The sequence below is a fragment of the Ligilactobacillus apodemi DSM 16634 = JCM 16172 genome, from assembly GCF_001434405.1.
Taxonomy (GTDB): Bacteria; Bacillota; Bacilli; order Lactobacillales; family Lactobacillaceae; genus Ligilactobacillus; species Ligilactobacillus apodemi.
On the sequence record NZ_AZFT01000048.1, the window covers coordinates 84,644 to 97,910 of the forward strand.

General features: G+C 40.4%; 26 protein-coding genes and 1 pseudogene. All 27 read left to right on the forward strand.

Translation table 11 applies throughout. The annotated features are described in order from the left end of the window. Window position 1 precedes the first annotated feature (1 nt). The 27 genes and pseudogenes from rplD to rplQ all read left to right on the forward strand — a co-directional run bounded on the left by rplD (window position 2) and on the right by rplQ (window position 13,092). Window positions 2-625 (forward strand): 50S ribosomal protein L4, encoded by a 624-nt coding sequence (rplD, locus tag FC32_RS04190; RefSeq protein ID WP_025086711.1) that lies wholly within the window; start codon window positions 2-4, stop codon window positions 623-625. Then, the gene (rplW, locus tag FC32_RS04195) at window positions 625-912 is read left to right on the forward strand and encodes a 50S ribosomal protein L23 (protein ID WP_025086712.1); all 288 of its coding nucleotides are present in this window, start codon (window positions 625-627) and stop codon (window positions 910-912) included. Before rplD ends, rplW begins: the two co-directional genes overlap by 1 nt. 25 nt (window positions 913-937) lie before the next feature. Continuing rightward, window positions 938-1,771: a 50S ribosomal protein L2 gene (rplB, locus tag FC32_RS04200; protein ID WP_025086713.1), complete on the forward strand. Its 834-nt coding sequence runs from the start codon at window positions 938-940 to the stop codon at window positions 1,769-1,771. 53 nt (window positions 1,772-1,824) lie between these two features. Continuing rightward, window positions 1,825-2,106: a 30S ribosomal protein S19 gene (rpsS, locus tag FC32_RS04205; protein WP_004050313.1), complete on the forward strand. Its 282-nt coding sequence runs from the start codon at window positions 1,825-1,827 to the stop codon at window positions 2,104-2,106. A gap of 16 nt (window positions 2,107-2,122) precedes the next feature. Then, window positions 2,123-2,470, forward strand: a complete 348-nt coding sequence (gene rplV, locus FC32_RS04210; protein ID WP_004050311.1) for a 50S ribosomal protein L22 — start codon at window positions 2,123-2,125, stop codon at window positions 2,468-2,470. A gap of 13 nt (window positions 2,471-2,483) precedes the next feature. Further along, window positions 2,484-3,140, forward strand: a complete 657-nt coding sequence (gene rpsC, locus FC32_RS04215; RefSeq protein WP_056957287.1) for a 30S ribosomal protein S3 — start codon at window positions 2,484-2,486, stop codon at window positions 3,138-3,140. A 3-nt stretch (window positions 3,141-3,143) separates the two neighbouring features. Next, a complete protein-coding gene (rplP, locus tag FC32_RS04220; protein WP_004050298.1) occupies window positions 3,144-3,575 on the forward strand; it encodes a 50S ribosomal protein L16 in 432 nt (143 codons plus the stop codon). Further along, entirely contained in the window at window positions 3,565-3,759 is a 195-nt protein-coding gene (gene rpmC, locus FC32_RS04225; RefSeq protein ID WP_004050297.1) for a 50S ribosomal protein L29, read from the forward strand. Before rplP ends, rpmC begins: the two co-directional genes overlap by 11 nt. A gap of 26 nt (window positions 3,760-3,785) precedes the next feature. After that, window positions 3,786-4,052 (forward strand): 30S ribosomal protein S17, encoded by a 267-nt coding sequence (gene rpsQ / locus FC32_RS04230; RefSeq protein ID WP_004050295.1) that lies wholly within the window; start codon window positions 3,786-3,788, stop codon window positions 4,050-4,052. A gap of 64 nt (window positions 4,053-4,116) precedes the next feature. Then, window positions 4,117-4,485: a 50S ribosomal protein L14 gene (rplN, locus tag FC32_RS04235; protein ID WP_004050293.1), complete on the forward strand. Its 369-nt coding sequence runs from the start codon at window positions 4,117-4,119 to the stop codon at window positions 4,483-4,485. Window positions 4,486-4,520: 35 nt separating this feature from the next. Beyond that, window positions 4,521-4,733, forward strand: a pseudogene (rplX, locus tag FC32_RS04240) (50S ribosomal protein L24); the annotation flags it as partial. Window positions 4,734-4,766: 33 nt separating this feature from the next. After that, on the forward strand, window positions 4,767-5,309 hold the full coding sequence (gene rplE / locus FC32_RS04245) for a 50S ribosomal protein L5 (RefSeq protein WP_025086715.1): 543 nt from the start codon (window positions 4,767-4,769) through the stop codon (window positions 5,307-5,309). Window positions 5,310-5,321: 12 nt separating this feature from the next. Continuing rightward, the gene (locus FC32_RS04250) at window positions 5,322-5,507 is read left to right on the forward strand and encodes a type Z 30S ribosomal protein S14 (protein WP_025086716.1); all 186 of its coding nucleotides are present in this window, start codon (window positions 5,322-5,324) and stop codon (window positions 5,505-5,507) included. Between the two features lie 31 nt (window positions 5,508-5,538). Further along, the gene (gene rpsH, locus FC32_RS04255) at window positions 5,539-5,937 is read left to right on the forward strand and encodes a 30S ribosomal protein S8 (protein ID WP_025086717.1); all 399 of its coding nucleotides are present in this window, start codon (window positions 5,539-5,541) and stop codon (window positions 5,935-5,937) included. A gap of 31 nt (window positions 5,938-5,968) precedes the next feature. Further along, window positions 5,969-6,505, forward strand: coding sequence for a 50S ribosomal protein L6 (gene rplF / locus FC32_RS04260; protein WP_025086718.1), 537 nt, complete (start codon window positions 5,969-5,971; stop codon window positions 6,503-6,505). 37 nt (window positions 6,506-6,542) lie between these two features. Further along, window positions 6,543-6,908: a 50S ribosomal protein L18 gene (gene rplR / locus FC32_RS04265; RefSeq protein WP_029507270.1), complete on the forward strand. Its 366-nt coding sequence runs from the start codon at window positions 6,543-6,545 to the stop codon at window positions 6,906-6,908. A 21-nt stretch (window positions 6,909-6,929) separates the two neighbouring features. Continuing rightward, window positions 6,930-7,430, forward strand: coding sequence for a 30S ribosomal protein S5 (rpsE, locus tag FC32_RS04270; protein ID WP_025086719.1), 501 nt, complete (start codon window positions 6,930-6,932; stop codon window positions 7,428-7,430). A gap of 16 nt (window positions 7,431-7,446) precedes the next feature. Beyond that, the gene (gene rpmD, locus FC32_RS04275; RefSeq protein WP_004050281.1) at window positions 7,447-7,629 is read left to right on the forward strand and encodes a 50S ribosomal protein L30; all 183 of its coding nucleotides are present in this window, start codon (window positions 7,447-7,449) and stop codon (window positions 7,627-7,629) included. Between the two features lie 36 nt (window positions 7,630-7,665). Next, window positions 7,666-8,100: a 50S ribosomal protein L15 gene (rplO, locus tag FC32_RS04280; protein ID WP_025086720.1), complete on the forward strand. Its 435-nt coding sequence runs from the start codon at window positions 7,666-7,668 to the stop codon at window positions 8,098-8,100. A gap of 3 nt (window positions 8,101-8,103) precedes the next feature. After that, complete coding sequence (gene secY, locus FC32_RS04285) at window positions 8,104-9,396, forward strand: preprotein translocase subunit SecY (RefSeq protein ID WP_025086721.1); 1,293 nt, start codon at window positions 8,104-8,106, stop codon at window positions 9,394-9,396. A 201-nt stretch (window positions 9,397-9,597) separates the two neighbouring features. Beyond that, window positions 9,598-10,257, forward strand: a complete 660-nt coding sequence (locus FC32_RS04290) for an adenylate kinase (protein WP_025086722.1) — start codon at window positions 9,598-9,600, stop codon at window positions 10,255-10,257. Window positions 10,258-10,472: 215 nt separating this feature from the next. Then, window positions 10,473-10,691 carry a translation initiation factor IF-1 gene (infA, locus tag FC32_RS04295; RefSeq protein WP_003689399.1) on the forward strand — a complete coding sequence of 73 codons (219 nt, stop codon included), beginning with the start codon at window positions 10,473-10,475 and terminating at the stop codon, window positions 10,689-10,691. A gap of 34 nt (window positions 10,692-10,725) precedes the next feature. After that, window positions 10,726-10,839 carry a 50S ribosomal protein L36 gene (rpmJ, locus tag FC32_RS04300; protein ID WP_003696792.1) on the forward strand — a complete coding sequence of 38 codons (114 nt, stop codon included), beginning with the start codon at window positions 10,726-10,728 and terminating at the stop codon, window positions 10,837-10,839. Window positions 10,840-10,864: 25 nt separating this feature from the next. Continuing rightward, the gene (rpsM, locus tag FC32_RS04305; protein ID WP_025086723.1) at window positions 10,865-11,230 is read left to right on the forward strand and encodes a 30S ribosomal protein S13; all 366 of its coding nucleotides are present in this window, start codon (window positions 10,865-10,867) and stop codon (window positions 11,228-11,230) included. A gap of 33 nt (window positions 11,231-11,263) precedes the next feature. After that, window positions 11,264-11,650 carry a 30S ribosomal protein S11 gene (rpsK, locus tag FC32_RS04310; protein ID WP_004050265.1) on the forward strand — a complete coding sequence of 129 codons (387 nt, stop codon included), beginning with the start codon at window positions 11,264-11,266 and terminating at the stop codon, window positions 11,648-11,650. An 85-nt stretch (window positions 11,651-11,735) separates the two neighbouring features. After that, window positions 11,736-12,680 carry a DNA-directed RNA polymerase subunit alpha gene (locus FC32_RS04315; RefSeq protein ID WP_025086724.1) on the forward strand — a complete coding sequence of 315 codons (945 nt, stop codon included), beginning with the start codon at window positions 11,736-11,738 and terminating at the stop codon, window positions 12,678-12,680. A 28-nt stretch (window positions 12,681-12,708) separates the two neighbouring features. Beyond that, window positions 12,709-13,092, forward strand: a complete 384-nt coding sequence (rplQ, locus tag FC32_RS04320; RefSeq protein ID WP_025086725.1) for a 50S ribosomal protein L17 — start codon at window positions 12,709-12,711, stop codon at window positions 13,090-13,092. Window positions 13,093-13,267 lie beyond the last annotated feature (175 nt).

Consider the following 13,267-nt stretch of genomic DNA (forward strand, 5'->3'; position numbering starts at 1 on the left):
CATGCCTACAGTAGCATTATTTAATCAAGACGGTACACAAAATGGCGACGTTCAATTGAACGAAGCAATTTTTGGTATCGAACCAAATGAAAATGTTGTGTTTGATGCTGTGATCATGCAACGTGCATCACTTCGTCAAGGTACACACGCAGTTAAGAACAGAAGTGCTGTTCGCGGTGGTGGTAAGAAACCATGGCGTCAAAAGGGTACAGGTCGTGCTCGTCAAGGTTCTATCCGTTCACCACAATGGGTTGGCGGTGGTACAGTATTCGGTCCTACACCACGCTCATATGCTTACAAGCTTCCACGCAAAGTGCGTCGCTTGGCTATCCGCTCCGTCCTTTCTCAAAAGGTCTTGGACAATAGCTTAGTAGTTGTTGAAACATTAAACTTTGATGCTCCAAAGACAAAAGCATTTGCTGAAGTTTTGAACAACTTAGATGTTAAAACAAAAGTTTTAGTAGTTCTTGAAGATGACAATGAAAAAGCTGCATTAGCTGCTCGTAACTTACCAAACGTTACAGTTATCCCAGCTAAAGGCTTGAACGTATTAGACGTCGTAAACAGCGACAAGATGGTCATCACAAAAGGAGCTCTTTCTCAAGTAGAGGAGGTTCTTGCATAATGGAATCACGCGATGTAATCTTACGTCCTATCATCACAGAAGCTTCTATGAGTGAAATGGACAACAAACGTTACACATTTGAAGTTGACTTACGTGCTAACAAGACACAAGTTAAAGATGCTGTTGAAGATATCTTTGATGTTGAAGTTGCTAAAGTTAACATTATGAATGTTAAGGGTAAAAAGAAACGCATGGGTCGTTACGAAGGCTACACAAGAAAGCGTCGTAAAGCTATCGTTACTTTGAAACCAGAATCTAAAGAAATTAAATTATTCAACGAAGAATAAAATATTCGTATAGGAGGGAAACATAGTGGGGATCAAGAAATTCAAACCAACCACTAACGGTCGTCGTAACATGACTGGTTCTGATTTCGCTGAAATCACAAAGACTACACCAGAAAAGTCATTGCTTGCTTCTAAGAGCAAAACGGCTGGTCGTAATTCTTACGGTCATATCACAGTTCGTCACCGTGGCGGCGGTCACAAACGTCAATACCGTTTGATCGACTTCAAACGTATTAAAGATGATGTTCCTGCAACAGTTAAAGCAATCGAGTATGATCCAAACCGTTCTGCTAACATCGCATTAGTTGTTTATGCTGATGGTGTTAAATCATACATCCTTGCACCTAAGGGCCTTGAAGTTGGCCAAAAAATCCAATCCGGTAAGGATGCAGATATCAAAGTTGGTAACACATTGCCATTGGAAAACATTCCAGTTGGTACAGTTATCCACAATATCGAATTGAAACCAGGTAAAGGTGGACAATTAGTTCGTTCAGCTGGTACTTCAGCTCAATTACTTGGTAAGGAAGGCAAATACGCTATCGTTCGTTTGACTTCTGGTGAAGTTCGTATGATCTTGGTTACATGCCGTGCTACGATCGGTGCTGTTGGTAACGAACAACACGAACTTATCAATATCGGTAAAGCTGGTCGTTCTCGCTGGTTAGGCAAGCGTCCACAAAGCCGTGGTTCTGTAATGAACCCTAATGATCACCCACACGGTGGTGGTGAAGGTAAAGCTCCTGTTGGTCGTCCATCTCCAATGTCTCCATGGGGTAAGAAGACTACAGGTCTTAAGACTCGCTCTAAGAAAGCTAAGTCAAACAAATTTATCGTACGTAGTCGTAAAAAGAAATAATCTCCTAATCGCGTAATTTTTATGCGATTATTGTTCCGAAAGGAGGACATACTTTGAGTCGTAGTTTGAAAAAAGGACCTTTCGTCGATGAACACTTGATGAAAAAGGTTGAAGCACAAGCTGATCAAGAAAAGAAATCAGTAATCAAGACATGGTCACGTCGTTCCACGATTTTCCCTAGCTTTATTGGTTACACAATCGCAGTTTATGATGGTCGTAAGCATGTGCCGGTTTATATCCAAGAAGATATGGTCGGCCATAAATTAGGTGAATTCGTGCCAACACGTACATTCCATGGTCATGCCGCAGACGATAAGAAGACAGGCAAGAAATAATAAGGGAGGATAAATCATGGCTGAACAAGTAACATCAGCAAAAGCAACTGCCAAGACAGTTCGAATCCCTGCACGTAAAGCACGTCTTGTGATCGATCTTATCCGTGGTAAGAACGTTGCTGAAGCATTTGGTATCTTGAAGTTTACACCAAGATCCGGTGCTTACTTAATCGAAAAAGTTTTGAAATCTGCTGTTGCAAACGCAGAAAACAACTTTGACTTAGATGTTGAAGATCTCTATGTAAGCGAAGCCTATGTGAACGAAGGACCAACTTTGAAGCGTTTCCGTCCTCGTGCTAAGGGTTCTGCTTCCCCAATCAACAAGCGTACAAGTCACATTACAGTTGTGGTATCTGTTAAATAAGGAGGGATAACGCGTGGGTCAAAAAGTAAATCCAACCGGATTACGTGTCGGTATCATTCGTGACTGGGATGCAAAATGGTATGCTGAAAAAGATTTTGCTTCCAACTTACACGAAGACTTACACATCCGTGAATACATCGAAAAGAAATTAGCCGACGCTGCTGTCTCTACCGTAGAAATCGAACGTGCTGCAAAGCGTGTTAACATTTCTATCCATACTGCAAAACCAGGTATGGTTATCGGTAAAGGCGGTTCTGAAGTTGAAAAACTTCGTAAAGAATTAAACAACTTGACAGGCAAGCGAGTACACATTAACATTGTGGAAATCAAGAAGCCTGATTTAGATGCAAAATTAGTTGGCGAAAGCATTGCACAACAATTGGAAAACCGTGTTGCTTTCCGTCGTGCAATGAAACAAGCTATCCAACGTACAATGCGCGCTGGTGCAAAAGGTATCAAGGTACAAGTTGCTGGTCGTTTGAACGGTGCTGATATGTCCCGTATCGAACAATTCTCAGAAGGTACAGTTCCTTTGCATACATTACGTGCTGATATTGATTACGCATGGGTAGAAGCTTCCACAACATACGGCCAATTGGGCGTTAAAGTTTGGATCTACCGTGGCGAAGTATTGCCAGCAAAGAAAAATAACGGTAAAGGAGGGAAATAGTCTATGTTAGTACCAAAACGTGTAAAGCACCGTCGTGAATTCCGCGGTAAAATGCGTGGTGAAGCAAAAGGCGGTAAGGAAGTAACATTCGGCGAATTCGGTTTACAAGCTACTGATTCACACTGGATCACAAACCGTCAAATCGAAGCTGCTCGTATTGCTATGACTCGTTACATGAAACGTGGTGGGAAAGTTTGGATCAAGATTTTCCCTCACAAGTCTTACACAGCTAAGGCTATTGGTGTTCGTATGGGTTCCGGTAAAGGTGCTCCAGAAGGCTGGGTAGCTCCTGTAAAACGTGGCAAAGTCATGTTTGAAATTGGTGGTGTTTCTGAAGAAGTTGCTCGTGAAGCATTGCGTTTAGCTTCCCACAAACTCCCAGTCAAGACTAAGTTTGTAAAACGTGAGGTAGGTGGCGAATCAAATGAAGATTAATGAAATTAATGAATTAACCACTGCTGAAATGCTCGAAAAAGAAAAGCAATTCAAAGAAGAATTATTTAACTTACGCTTCCAATTAGCTACCGGTCAATTAGAAAATACCGCACGCTTGAAAGAAGTTCGTAAAACGATCGCACGCATCAAAACTGCGTTGCGTCAACAAGAATTGAACAAATAAGAATACGAAAAGGAGGCTAATCGCGCATGAGTGAAGGTCGTAACCAACGCAAAGTCTATCAAGGACGTGTCGTTTCTGACAAAATGGAAAAAACAATCACTGTTGTTGTTGAAACTTACGTGAACGATAAAGTTTACGGTAAACGTGTTAAGTATTCTAAGAAATACAAGGCACATGATGAAAACAATGAAGCTAAAGTTGGCGATATTGTTAAGATCATGGAAACACGTCCGTTGTCAGCTACAAAACGTTTCCGTTTATTAGAAATCGTTGAAAAAGCAGTTATTATCTAATTTTCGATAACTAACAAAGCATTCGTATTCTGATCTATCTAATAGCGAAAGGAGGTCACATACTGTGATCCAACAAGAGAGTCGTTTGAAAGTCGCTGATAACTCTGGTGCCCGCGAAATCTTGGTTATCAAGATTTTGGGTGGTTCCCGTGTAAAGACTGCTAATATCGGTGACATTATTGTTGCTACTGTTAAACAAGCAACACCAGGTGGCGTTGTCAAAAAAGGCGATGTTGTCAAGGCTGTTGTTGTTCGTACAAAATCTGGTGCACACCGTGCTGACGGTTCATACATCAAGTTCGATGAAAATGCTGCTGTTATCATTGGTGATGACAAGTCACCTAAAGGTACACGTATTTTCGGACCTGTTGCACGTGAATTACGTGACGGAAACTTCATGAAGATCGTTTCCTTAGCACCTGAAGTATTATAATATCTGTCTATTTGGCAAGGAGGTGCGCAGAGAAAATGTTCATCAAGAGCAATGACAAAGTTAAAGTTATCGCTGGTAAGGACAAAGGTAAAGAAGGCGTTGTTATCAAGGCTTTCCCAGCAAATGATCGTGTGATCGTTAAAGGTGTAAATATCGTTAAGAAACATCAAAAACCAAACAACGCAAACCCAAACGGTGGTATCGTTGAAATGGAAGCACCAATTCATGTTTCTAACGTTAAAAAAATCAGTGAATAGTCGAGAAAGGAGGATACTTTCTTCATGGTTAACCGTTTAAAAGAAAAATATACTAATGAAATCGTTCCATCCTTGATGGAAAAATTCAATTACTCATCAATCATGCAAGCACCAAAGGTTGATAAGATCGTTATCAACATGGGTGTTGGTGATGCTGTAAGCAATGCTAAAAATTTGGATGAAGCTGTGGAAGAACTTACGCTTATCTCTGGTCAAAAACCAGTTATTACCCGCGCTAAGAAATCTATCGCTGGCTTCCGTTTACGTGAAGGTATGGCAATCGGTGCCAAGGTTACCTTACGTGGACAACGTATGTACGAATTTTTAGACAAATTGGTTTCAGTTTCATTGCCTCGTGTGCGTGACTTCCATGGTGTTAGTGCTCGTGCCTTTGATGGTCGTGGTAACTACACATTGGGCGTACGCGAACAATTGATCTTCCCTGAAATCGATTTTGATAATGTTAACAAAGTTCGCGGTATGGATATCGTTATTGTTACAACAGCTAACACAGACGAAGAATCTAAAGAACTTTTGACACAACTTGGAATGCCATTCGCTAAATAAGGGGGTTTCACATTGGCTAAAAAGTCACAAGTAGCAAAGAATAAGCGTCCTGCTAAGTTCTCAACACAAGAATACACACGTTGCGAACGTTGTGGTCGTCCTCATTCTGTATATCGTAAATTTAAGTTATGCCGTGTTTGCCTACGAGATCTTGCTCACAAGGGTCAAATCCCTGGCATGAAAAAGGCTAGCTGGTAATCCATAATTAACAAGTAAAGGAGGCAATAACATGGCAATGACAGATCCTATTGCAGATTTCTTGACACGCATCCGTAATGCTAACATGGTCAAGCATGAATCTGTAGAAGTTCCTGCTTCAAAAATGAAGAAGAACATCGCTGAAATTCTTAAGAACGAAGGATTTATTCGCGATTTTGAATACATCGAAGATGACAAACAAGGTATCATCCGTGTATTCTTGAAATACGGTAAAAATAACGAACGTGTAATCGCTGGTATTCGTCGTATCTCAAAACCAGGTTTACGCTCATACGTTAAAGCAGACGAAGTGCCTAAGGTTCTTAATGGTTTAGGTATTGCTATCGTGTCAACATCTGAAGGTGTTATGACAGATAAAGATGCCCGCGCTAAGAAAATCGGTGGCGAAGTAGTCGCTTACGTTTGGTAATATATAAAGTTCAAAAGGAGGTGTCCATCTCGTGAGTCGTATTGGTTATAAAGCAGTTGAATTACCTGAAGGCGTTGAAGTAAAACAAGACGGAAACGTTGTGACTGTTAAAGGTCCTAAGGGTGAATTAACTCGTGAATTCTCTGATCTTATCAAGATCAACATCGATGGCAACGTTGTAACATTCGAACGTGCTAGCGATGACAAAAAAGCTAAAGCAATGCATGGTACAACCCGTGCTAACTTCCACAACATGGTTGTTGGTGTAACAGAAGGTTACAAGAAAGAACTTGAACTTCGTGGTGTTGGTTACCGTGCTCAAATGCAAGGTAAGAAGCTCGTATTAAACGTGGGCTACTCTCACCCTGTTGAATTTGAAGAAGAAGATGGAATCAAATTTGAAACTCCATCTGCTACATCAATTATCGTTTCTGGTATCAACAAAGAAGAAGTTGGCGATTGCGCAGCTCGCATTCGTGCAACTCGTGCACCAGAACCTTACAAAGGCAAAGGTATTCGTTACGTTGGCGAATATGTGCGTCGTAAGGAAGGTAAGACTGGTAAATAATCTTGCAGCATGATCTGCTGTTAAATAAAACTAAGAGGTGAAAAAAGTGATTTCAAAACCAGATAAGAATAAGACGCGTCAAAAGCGCCATACACGTGTTCGTGGTAAGATCTCTGGTACTGCTGAGTGCCCACGCTTAAATGTTTATCGTTCAAACAAAAACATCTACGCTCAAGTTATTGATGACGTAGCGGGTGTGACGCTGGTCAGTGCCTCTACTTTAGACAGTGAAGTTAGCGCTGGTACAAAGACAGCTCAAGCTAGTGCTGTTGGTGAATTAGTTGCTAAACGTGCTGCAGACAAGGGTATCAAAGAAGTTGTATTTGACCGTGGCGGATACCTTTATCATGGTCGTGTGCAAGCTTTAGCTGAAGCTGCTCGCGAAAACGGCTTAGACTTTTAGGAAAAGGAGGAAATAACGTTTATGACTTTTATTGATCCAGCTCAATTAGATTTAGAAGATCGCGTTGTTGCGATCAACCGCATCACTAAAGTTGTTAAAGGTGGACGTCGTCTTCGCTTTGCTGCTTTAGTAATCGTCGGTGACCATAATGGCCACGTGGGCTTCGGTACAGGTAAAGCTCAAGAAGTTCCAGAAGCTATTCGTAAGGCTGTTGATGCTGCTCGTAAGAACTTAGTTAAAGTTCCAATGGTCGGAACAACACTTCCTCATGAAGTTCTCGGTCAATACAGCGGTAGTCGTATTTTACTTAAGCCAGCTGAAGCTGGTTCTGGGGTTGCTGCTGGCGGTGCTGTTCGTGCCGTTATGGAACTCGCCGGAGTTGCTGATGTTACAAGTAAATCATTAGGCTCCAACACACCAATCAACGTTGTTCGTGCAACAATGGATGGTTTAGCTAAAATGAAGAATGCTGAAGAAGTTGCTGCATTACGTGGCGTTTCTGTACAACACTTAGCAGAGTAATAAGGAGGACAATTTCATGGCTAACTTAAAAGTTACATTAGTTCGTTCTGTCATCGGACGTCCTCAAAATCAACGCGAAATCGTTAAGGGCTTAGGCCTTGGACGTGTAAACAGCTCAGTTGTCGTTCCTGACAATGCTGCTATGCGCGGTGCTATTCGCAAGATCAATCATTTAGTGGACGTTGAATTGGCTAAATAATTATTATTTAGATAAATTAAGGAGGTGCCAACCCTAATGAAATTACATGAATTAAAGCCAGCTGAAGGCTCACGCCAAGTACGCAATCGTGTTGGTCGTGGTACTTCATCCGGTAACGGTAAAACTGCAGGTCGTGGCCAAAAAGGTCAAAAGGCTCGTAGCAAAGTACGTTTGGGCTTTGAAGGTGGACAAATGCCATTGTTCCGTCGTATGCCAAAACGTGGTTTCAATAACATTAACCGCAAGGAATATGCTATTGTAAACTTAGAAACTTTAAATAAATTCGAAGACGGTGCAGAAGTAACACCAGCATTGATGGTGGAAGCTGGTATCGTTAAGAATGAAAAAGATGGCATTAAAGTTTTAGGTAATGGTGAATTGAACAAGAAATTAACTGTTAAAGCTAATAAGTTCTCTGCCAGTGCTAAAGCAGCCATCGAAGCAGCAGGCGGTCAAGCAGAGGTGATGTAATAGATGCTTAGAACAATGAAGAACGCCTTTGCTGTAAAAGAGATTCGCCAAAAAATCTTATTTACCTTAGGTATCTTGATTGTATTTCGTATAGGCACTTATATCACAGTCCCTGGGATCAACGCTAAAGCATTAAGTAGTGTTGCGTCTTCAGGGTTAATTAGTATCTTGAACACTTTTAGCGGTGGCGGTTTGACTAACTATTCCATTTTAGCAATGGGTGTTTCTCCATATATTACCGCTCAAATCATTGTTCAGTTATTACAAATGGACATTGTTCCACGATTTGTTGAATGGAGTAAACAAGGTGAAGTCGGACGGCGCAAGTTAAACCAGTGGACAAGATATTTGACCATTGTGCTCGCGTTTATACAATCAGTCGGAATTACGGCCGGGTTTAACTATATGAGTAGTTTAAACTTGGTGAATAATCCAAGTCCGCAAACATATGTTACGATCGGGGTAATTTTAACCGGTGGTACGATGTTTACGGTTTGGTTAGGTGATATGATCACTGATCGCGGTATCGGTAATGGGATCTCAATGATCATTATGGCAGGTATTGTTTCGCGTGTGCCAGACGGCATTCGCCAAGTTTTCGTTGAAGAATTCCAAGGTGCTTCACAACTTTGGGAACCTATCTTGTATGTGACGGTCTTATTATTAATCATTTTGGCAATCGTTACATTTGTAACTTATGTTCAACAAGCTAATTATAAGATTCCGATCCAATACACAAGACGGGTCGCTGGAGCAACCGAAAGTTCATATTTACCATTGAAAGTCAATGTGGCTGGGGTTATCCCAGTTATCTTTGCCAGCTCATTTATTGCTACACCACAAACGATCTTATTACTCTTTGCTCAAGAGTATTCAGAAGATAAGTGGTATATCATTATGAGTCGAGTATTTAACATGCAAACCATTCCGGGTATGATTTTGTACACGATTTTGATCGTAGTCTTCACATTCTTCTATGCCTTCGTGCAAGTTAACCCTGAAAAATTGGCAGAAAACTTGCAAAAACAAGGAAGTTATATTCCTTCTGTTTGGCCAGGACGTGAAACTCAAAAGTATGTTTCTCGACTTTTGATGCGTTTAAGTGTAGTTGGTGCGCTTTTCTTAGGCTTAGTTTCCTTGATCCCATTAGTAGCTTCGGCTGTTTGGGGCTTAGATGAATCTATTGGTCTAGGTGGTACTAGTTTATTGATCGTAGTCGGCGTTACGCTTGAAATTATGCGTCAATTAAACGGTATGATGATGAAGCGTGAATATGTTGGCTTTATCAGAAAGTAATCAATAATTACTGCAACAAGCAAAGTTAGATCATCCGATCAGCTTTGCTTGTTGCATTTTATAAAGCGACTGATCGGATGAACGCTCTAATTGAGCAAAAACGTGCAATATGCTATAATAGCAGAGTTTGAAGGGCTGTTAACGAATAATAACGGAACGGTCTAATTGACACGATATTTGAAATAAAGGAGCAATACTACCATGGCATTAAATCTTATGTTGATGGGTCTACCAGGTGCTGGTAAAGGAACACAAGCTGAAAAAATTGTTGACCAATACAACATTCCACACATTTCTACTGGAGATATTTTCCGTGCAGCAATGAAAAATAATACTCCAATGGGACTTGAAGCAAAAAGTTACATCAATAAAGGTGAACTTGTTCCTGATGAAGTAACAAATGGAATCGTTAAAGAACGTTTAGCTAAAGATGACGTTGATAATGGCTACATGCTTGATGGTTTTCCACGTAACATGGCACAAGCAGAAGCGCTAGATCAATTTGGCGCAGAATTAGGTAAACCATTAAATTGTGTGATCAACATCCACGTTGACCCAGAATCATTGATGGAACGTCTAACAGGACGTTATATTTGCCGTAACTGTGGTGCTACATACCACAAGATCTTTAACCCAACTAAGGTAGAAGGAACTTGTGATCGTTGTGGTCAACACGAATTTTATCAACGTGAAGACGATAAGCCTGAAACAGTTAAAAACCGTCTTGAAGTTAACATCAAGATGAACACACCATTACTAGACTTCTATAAGAAGCAAGGTATTTTGCATGAAGTTGATGGTAACCAAGATATCGATAAAGTTTTTGCTGATATCAAAGCTGTTTTAGATCAAATCAACTAAAATCAATCAAAAGATACGCCTGGATTGTCATTTTAGCAAATTAGTGCTTGCATCTCTTTATTTGCTATGTTATGATAATTCAGGTTTATCTTTTCAAGAGGCTCAGTTTGCCATTTTGAGCAAACGGAACTTGCGGAAAAAGGTGGGACTCCATAAAAAGCTTCTCACATTTTTACGTGTAAAGTTTTAAAACCAATTTAAGGAGGTACTTTTGCGTGGCGAAAGATGATGTGATTGAAATTGAGGGTACGATCAAAGAAACGTTGCCAAATGCGATGTTCAAAGTTGAACTTGAAAATGGACATGAGATTTTAGCTCATGTTTCCGGTAAGATCCGCATGCATTACATTCGTATTTTACCAGGAGACAAGGTTACTGTTGAAATGTCCCCTTATGATTTGACTAAGGGTCGCATTACCTATCGCTTTAAATAGATTGTACTTCAAAACTATTTAGGAGGTATAATTCATGAAAGTAAGACCATCAGTTAAACCAATGTGCGAACATTGCAAAGTTATCAAACGTAAAGGTCGCGTTATGGTTATTTGCGATAATCCAAAGCACAAACAACGTCAAGGATAATAATTAATTAGGAGGTGTAATTGTAATGGCTCGTATTGCAGGTGTCGATTTACCACGCGACAAGCGTATCGTTATCGGCTTAACTTATATTTACGGAATCGGTAATACAACAGCTAAGAAGATCTTAGCTGAAGCAGGTGTTTCAGAAGACATTCGCGTTCGCGACTTAACAGCAGATCAAGAAGACAAGATCCGTGCGGTTGTGGATAACTACAAGGTAGAAGGTGACCTTCGCCGTGAAGTTTCCTTAAACATTAAGCGTCTTTCCGAAATCGGCTCTTACCGTGGTCTACGTCATCGTCGTCATTTACCAGTTCGTGGTCAAAACACGAAGAATAACGCACGTACACGTAAAGGCCCAGCAGTTTCAATTGCAGGTAAGAAGAAATAATTTAAATAATCTAAGAAGGAGGTTAGCTAGTTCATGGCAGTTAAAAAATCTCGTAAGCGCCGTGTAAAGAAGAATATCGAAAGCGGTGTTGCACATATTCATTCAACATTCAATAACACACTTGTTATGATCACAGACGTTCATGGTAACGCCGTTGCATGGTCATCAGCAGGTTCTTTAGGCTTCAAAGGTTCTCGTAAGTCTACTCCATTTGCTGCCCAAATGGCTGCAGAAGCAGCTGCTAAAGGTGCAATGGATCATGGCATGAAGACTGTTGAAGTTGCAGTTAAAGGTCCTGGTTCTGGTCGTGAAGCTGCTATTCGTGCGCTTCAAACAACAGGTCTTGAAGTTACATCTATTAAAGATGTTACACCAGTTCCTCATAACGGATGCCGTCCTCCAAAACGCCGTCGTGTTTAATGTGGATCAGTATTCATTCTGAGGATAAACTCATAATGTTTTCAACCAGATTACACGTAACGTTTTGAAAGGGGTAAAGATAAGAATGATCGAATTTGAAAAACCAAAAATTCATAAAATCGAAGAAGGCGAAGACTACGGCAAGTTTGTCGTTGAACCGCTTGAACGTGGTTACGGTACAACTTTAGGTAACTCCTTACGTCGTATCTTACTTTCTTCATTACCTGGTGCAGCAATCACAGATATTCAAATTGATGGTGTGTTACACGAATTCTCAACTGTAAAAGGTGTGTTAGAAGACGTTACCGCAATTATTTTGAACTTAAAGAAAGTTGCACTTAAACTTGATTCTGAAGATTCTCAAACTTTGGAATTTGATGTTGTTGGTCCAAAAGAAGTTACTGCCGGTGACATTCAAGGTAGCAGTGATGTAGAAATCCTCAACCCAGACCAATATATTTGTACTGTGGCTGACGGAGCTGTGTTCCATGCTCGAATGACTGCTAACAAGGGTCGTGGTTATGTTTCTGCAACAGAAAACAAAGCTAAGGCTGAAGATATGCCTATTGGCGTTTTACCAATCGACTCAATTTATACCCCGATCGAACGTGTCAACTACCAAGTAGAAAAAACACGTGTTGGTCAAAAAAATGATTATGATAAATTAACGTTAGACGTGTGGACAAATGGTTCGATCACTCCTAGTGAAGCTATCAGTTTGTCTGCTAAGATTTTAACAGAGCATTTGACTCTCTTCGTTGATTTGACAGATGAAGCTAAGAATGCTGAAATCATGGTCGAAAAAGAAGAAACACATAAAGAAAAAATGCTTGAAATGACAATCGAAGAACTTGACTTATCTGTTCGTTCATACAACTGCTTGAAGCGTGCTGGTATCAATACTGTGCAAGCATTGACTAACAAGTCAGAAGCAGACATGATGAAAGTTAGAAACCTTGGTCGCAAGTCCTTGGAAGAAGTTAAGGCTAAATTAGCTGATCTTGGTTTGTCATTACGTCATGATGACTAATATTTTTAATTAAGGGAGGGAACTGTTCATGGCTTACCGTAAATTAGGTCGCACTAGCGCACACCGTAAATCAATGTTACGTAACTTGACTACTGACTTGATCGTTAACGGTCGTATCGTTACAACAGAAACACGTGCTAAAGAAGTACGTAAAACTGCTGAAAAAATGATCACTTTAGGTAAAAAAGGTGATTTAGCTTCACGTCGTCGTGCTGCTGCATTCATGATGGATGTTGTTGCTGATGTTAAAGAAGACGGCGATAAGGCTGTAGTTCAAACAGCTTTACAAAAGTTGTTTGATGATGTTGCACCTCGTTTTGAAGGACGCAACGGCGGTTACACACGCATCATCAAGATGGACGAACGCCGCGGCGATGCAGCTAAAATGGCTGTTCTTGAATTGGTTGACTAATATTAGATTAGCAACGAATAGATAACTAGTGTCACTTTTATAGCGATAACTGGGCGTTACGATGTTGGGTAAAACCGAGTCTAGTCCTAAGTAGCAGATAGTGGATCTGTGAAACCTTCGTTATAAAAAGTGATTTTTTTATTATCTTTATTTTATGGGTATAAATTTCATACAT

What these genes read in the sequence shown, in the direction of transcription:
- rpsM (WP_025086723.1), top strand. Translation starts at nt 10,865, where the DNA reads ATGGCTCGTATTGCAGGTGTCGATTTACCACGCGACAAGCGTATCGTT.
- rplW (WP_025086712.1), top strand. Translation starts at nt 625, where the DNA reads ATGGAATCACGCGATGTAATCTTACGTCCTATCATCACAGAAGCTTCT.
- rplV (WP_004050311.1), top strand. Translation starts at nt 2,123, where the DNA reads ATGGCTGAACAAGTAACATCAGCAAAAGCAACTGCCAAGACAGTTCGA.
- rpmD (WP_004050281.1), top strand. Translation starts at nt 7,447, where the DNA reads ATGGCTAACTTAAAAGTTACATTAGTTCGTTCTGTCATCGGACGTCCT.
- FC32_RS04290 (WP_025086722.1), top strand. Translation starts at nt 9,598, where the DNA reads ATGGCATTAAATCTTATGTTGATGGGTCTACCAGGTGCTGGTAAAGGA.
- rpmC (WP_004050297.1), top strand. Translation starts at nt 3,565, where the DNA reads ATGAAGATTAATGAAATTAATGAATTAACCACTGCTGAAATGCTCGAA.
- rplP (WP_004050298.1), top strand. Translation starts at nt 3,144, where the DNA reads ATGTTAGTACCAAAACGTGTAAAGCACCGTCGTGAATTCCGCGGTAAA.
- rplQ (WP_025086725.1), top strand. Translation starts at nt 12,709, where the DNA reads ATGGCTTACCGTAAATTAGGTCGCACTAGCGCACACCGTAAATCAATG.
- secY (WP_025086721.1), top strand. Translation starts at nt 8,104, where the DNA reads ATGCTTAGAACAATGAAGAACGCCTTTGCTGTAAAAGAGATTCGCCAA.
- rpsE (WP_025086719.1), top strand. Translation starts at nt 6,930, where the DNA reads ATGACTTTTATTGATCCAGCTCAATTAGATTTAGAAGATCGCGTTGTT.
- rpsK (WP_004050265.1), top strand. Translation starts at nt 11,264, where the DNA reads ATGGCAGTTAAAAAATCTCGTAAGCGCCGTGTAAAGAAGAATATCGAA.
- rplD (WP_025086711.1), top strand. Translation starts at nt 2, where the DNA reads ATGCCTACAGTAGCATTATTTAATCAAGACGGTACACAAAATGGCGAC.
- rplE (WP_025086715.1), top strand. Translation starts at nt 4,767, where the DNA reads ATGGTTAACCGTTTAAAAGAAAAATATACTAATGAAATCGTTCCATCC.
- rplO (WP_025086720.1), top strand. Translation starts at nt 7,666, where the DNA reads ATGAAATTACATGAATTAAAGCCAGCTGAAGGCTCACGCCAAGTACGC.
- rpsQ (WP_004050295.1), top strand. Translation starts at nt 3,786, where the DNA reads ATGAGTGAAGGTCGTAACCAACGCAAAGTCTATCAAGGACGTGTCGTT.
- FC32_RS04315 (WP_025086724.1), top strand. Translation starts at nt 11,736, where the DNA reads ATGATCGAATTTGAAAAACCAAAAATTCATAAAATCGAAGAAGGCGAA.
- rpmJ (WP_003696792.1), top strand. Translation starts at nt 10,726, where the DNA reads ATGAAAGTAAGACCATCAGTTAAACCAATGTGCGAACATTGCAAAGTT.
- rpsH (WP_025086717.1), top strand. Translation starts at nt 5,539, where the DNA reads ATGGCAATGACAGATCCTATTGCAGATTTCTTGACACGCATCCGTAAT.